The sequence below is a fragment of the Polaromonas sp. genome, from assembly GCF_018780625.1.
GTDB lineage: Bacteria > Pseudomonadota > Gammaproteobacteria > Burkholderiales > Burkholderiaceae_C > Polaromonas.
Genome location: NZ_JADMJK010000177.1, coordinates 1 through 3268, shown reverse-complemented (window position 1 = coordinate 3268; position 3268 = coordinate 1). Strand labels below are relative to the sequence as shown.

The following is a 3268-nucleotide window of genomic DNA, read 5'->3' as shown; positions in this document are numbered from 1 at the left end:
GTGGCGGCGGCGGCGCAGTGCACGTCCAGCCCGGCGTGGTCGCGCTGCAGCACCGGGCCGGCGGCGAGGTAGCGAAAGCCAAAGCCGAATCGCACGGCGGCGTCCACATCTTCCGGGGTGGCAATGCCTTCGTCAATCATCGCAAAGGCTTCGCGGGCCAGCGCATGCTGCAGGCGGTTGGCCAGAAAGCCGGGCTTGTCCTTGCGCACCAGCACTGGCACGCTGCCGCAGCCGCGCATGAAGGCGCACAGTCGGTCGGCCTGCGCCGGGTCGGTGTCCGGGCCCCGCACCACTTCAACCAGCGGCACCAGGTGGGCCGGCATGAAAAAGTGCAGGCCCAGCATGCGCTGGCGCGAGTCCAGGCCCTGCGCAATCGCGCTGATCGGAAAGCTCGAGCTGTTGCTGGCGAGCACGGTGCTTGCAGGCGCGCACTTCACCAATTGCGCAAACAGTTGCTGCTTCATGGCAAGGTTTTCCGGAATGCACTCGACCACCAGCGCCACGTCGTCCCACTGCACCGCTTCCAGGGTCGGCACGGCCGTCACGCGCTCTGCGCGCCGCGCCAGCCCGAGCGGTTCCAGGGCCTGGCGCACATGGGCCTGCAAGGGCGTGCGCCTGGACTCGTTGGGGTCAATCACCGTCACGCGGCAGCCGCCACGCGCCAGCACCACGGCGACGTCGGCGCCCATGGTGCCGCCGCCTACAACGACGGCATGGGTGTTTTGGGGGAGGGCAGGTAAAAGCGTCAAAGCTGGGTCTTTCATCAGGTTGGGTGCAGTCTAGGCCGCGAAGATTGCATCGTCCAACCGTTTTTATGGATAAACTGATCGGCTATGCAGATCAATTGGTCCGTGCGCGAGCTCGACGTCTTTCTGGCTTTGGCAGGCAGCCTCAGCTTTCGCCGCACCGCCGTGCAGGTCAACCTGTCGCAGTCGGCGGTGTCCGGCGTCATCACGCGGCTTGAAGAAACGCTTGCCGTGCGCCTGTTTGACCGCACCACCCGCAACGTGCAGCTCACCGTGGCCGGCCAGGTGTTTGCCGAGCAGGCCTTGCTGCTGCGCACCCAAACCGACGAGGCGGTGCGTGCGGTGCGCAACGTGGCCGAACTGCAGGTGGGAAACGTCAAGCTGGCCGCGCTGCCGTCGCTGGCCGCCACCGTGGTGCCTGCGGCCTGCGCCCGCTTCAGTGCGCGCTACCCGGGCGTGCAGTTTCAGGTGTTCGACACGCTGTCGGGCCCGGCGTTTGAGCTGGTGCGGGCCGGTCAGGTGGACTTTGCGCTGACCGCCGCCAATCCGGCCTATGCCGACCTTGACTACACGCCGCTGGCCGCCGACAGCTTTGTCTTGCTGATCCCGCCTGGCCACGCGCTGGCCCAAGGGCGTGGCCCGCTGCGCTGGATGGACGTGGCGGCGCTCACGCACATTTCCATGCCGCTGCCGGCCAGCGTGCGCCAGTATGCAGACGCCGCGCTGCTGCAGCATCGCCTGCGCTTTGCGCCCGCCTATGAAGTCGAGCACCTGGCGACCATTGCCGCGATGGTGGCCTGCGGTCTGGGCGTGGCCGCGCTGCCTGAACTGGCTGCGGCCGTCGCGCCCCTGCCGAACGTGGTGCGCCGACCGCTGGTGGAGCCCGACATGGCGCGCCCCATCGGCCTGGTGACGCGCCGTCACCGCAGCTTGTCGCCGGCTGCTGCTGCATTGGTGGAGATGCTGCGCGAGGAGATGGCGCGCCTGTCACCTAAGACCCGCCCGACAAGAAGAACAAAGGGTAAACCCGCGGCCAACTTAGAAGCTGGCACCTAAAAATAAGTAACCATGCGGTGCGCGCAAAACTGGAATTTCCTGCAAAATAGCACGATCGTTCTATTATTTTTTGCAGTGCCATGCCCGCCAGCCCACTTTCCCTGAAAACCACAAAAGCCGCGAAAGCCGCACGCACCCCTGCCAATGGGGGCGTGGCGTCAAAAAGCCAGCACAAAGGCCAGCAAACCAAGGCGGCCATTGTGGATGCGGCCCTGGGCCTGGCCACGCAGATCGGCCTGGAGGGCCTGAGCATTGGTGCGCTGGCCGAGGTCATGCACATGAGCAAGTCCGGCGTCTTTGCGCATTTCGGGTCGCGCGAAGAACTGCAGATCTCGGTGATCCGCGAATACCACGCCCGCTTTGAGGAAGAGGTCTTTTTCCCGGCCCTGCAGCAGCCGCGCGGCTTGCCGCGTCTGCGCGCGCTGTTTCATAACTGGATGATGCGAACCTCGGTTGAAATCGATTCGGGCTGCCTCTACATCAGCGGTGCGGTTGAATTCGACGACCGGCCCGGCCCGGTGCGGGATGCGCTGGCGAGTTCCGTGCAGACCTGGCTGACCGCCCTGAACCGCGCGGTGGTGCAGGCCAGGGAGGCGGGCCATTTGCGCGCCGATACCGACGAGCACCAGATCGCTTTCGAGATTCACGGGCTGGTCCTGGCGCTGCACTATGAAGCCCGTTTCCTGAAGACGCCCGGCTCGATCGAGCGCGCCAACACGGCGTTTTCCAACATTCTGGGGCGTTGTGGCTGTGAGGGTGCCGTGGCACCCCCAGCCTCCGCTTCCACCCCCGCTTTTTCTTCGCCCCTTTCTTCCCCTTCTCAGGAGTAACCATGCCCATCTACAACCCGCCCCTGCGCGACATGCAATTCGTCATGCACGAGGTGCTCAAGGTCACCGACGAGTTCAAGGTCTTGCCCAAGTACGCCGACATTGACGCAGACACCATCAATGCCGTGCTCGAAGAAGGCGGCAAGTTCGCGTCCGAAGTAACTTTTCCGCTCAACATCAGCGGCGACGAGGAGGGCTGCACGCTCGACAAAACCACCCATGAAGTCACGCCACCCAAAGGCTTCAAGCAAGCCTATGCCAAGTATGTGGAAGGCGGCTGGGCGGCGCTGAGCTGCGACCCCGAGTACGGTGGCCAGGGCCTGCCTTTTTTGGTCAACCAGTGTTTCTACGAAATGATGAACTCGGCCAACCAGGCCTGGACCATGTACCCCGGCCTGTCGCACGGCGCCTACGAGGCGCTGCACGCCCACGGCACTGACGCGCAAAAGAAGATCTACCTGCCCAAGCTCACCAGCGGCGAGTGGACCGGCACCATGTGCCTGACCGAACCGCATTGCGGTACCGACCTGGGCCTGCTTGCTACCCGCGCCTCACCGCAGGCCGACGGCAGCTACCAGCTGACCGGCAACAAGATTTTCATCAGCGCCGGCGAGCACGACATGACCAGCAACATCG

The 3268-nt window shown here is 64.7% G+C and carries 4 protein-coding genes; 3 read left to right on the top strand and 1 reads right to left on the bottom strand.

All coding sequences use genetic code 11. From position 1 onward, the window contains the following. The coding region (locus tag IV091_RS13970) for a 3-hydroxyacyl-CoA dehydrogenase NAD-binding domain-containing protein (protein WP_293469751.1) at window positions 1–764 on the bottom strand (764 nt) is incomplete at its 3' end. A gap of 69 nt (window positions 765–833) precedes the next feature. Between IV091_RS13970 and IV091_RS13965 the strand changes: the two genes are divergently transcribed. From IV091_RS13965 to IV091_RS13955, 3 genes are all read left to right on the top strand, one after another. Beyond that, a complete protein-coding gene (locus IV091_RS13965) occupies window positions 834–1802 on the top strand; it encodes a LysR family transcriptional regulator (protein ID WP_293469749.1) in 969 nt (322 codons plus the stop codon). An 80-nt stretch (window positions 1803–1882) separates the two neighbouring features. After that, window positions 1883–2632 carry a TetR/AcrR family transcriptional regulator gene (locus tag IV091_RS13960; RefSeq protein ID WP_293469747.1) on the top strand — a complete coding sequence of 250 codons (750 nt, stop codon included), beginning with the start codon at window positions 1883–1885 and terminating at the stop codon, window positions 2630–2632. A gap of 2 nt (window positions 2633–2634) precedes the next feature. Further along, a partial coding sequence (locus IV091_RS13955) for an acyl-CoA dehydrogenase family protein (protein ID WP_293469745.1) occupies window positions 2635–3268 on the top strand: 634 nt, incomplete at its 3' end.

Bases quoted from the DNA above. Each gene is read 5' to 3' on its own strand.
- IV091_RS13965 (WP_293469749.1), top strand. From the start codon at position 834: ATGCAGATCAATTGGTCCGTGCGCGAGCTCGACGTCTTTCTGGCTTTG.
- IV091_RS13960 (WP_293469747.1), top strand. From the start codon at position 1,883: ATGCCCGCCAGCCCACTTTCCCTGAAAACCACAAAAGCCGCGAAAGCC.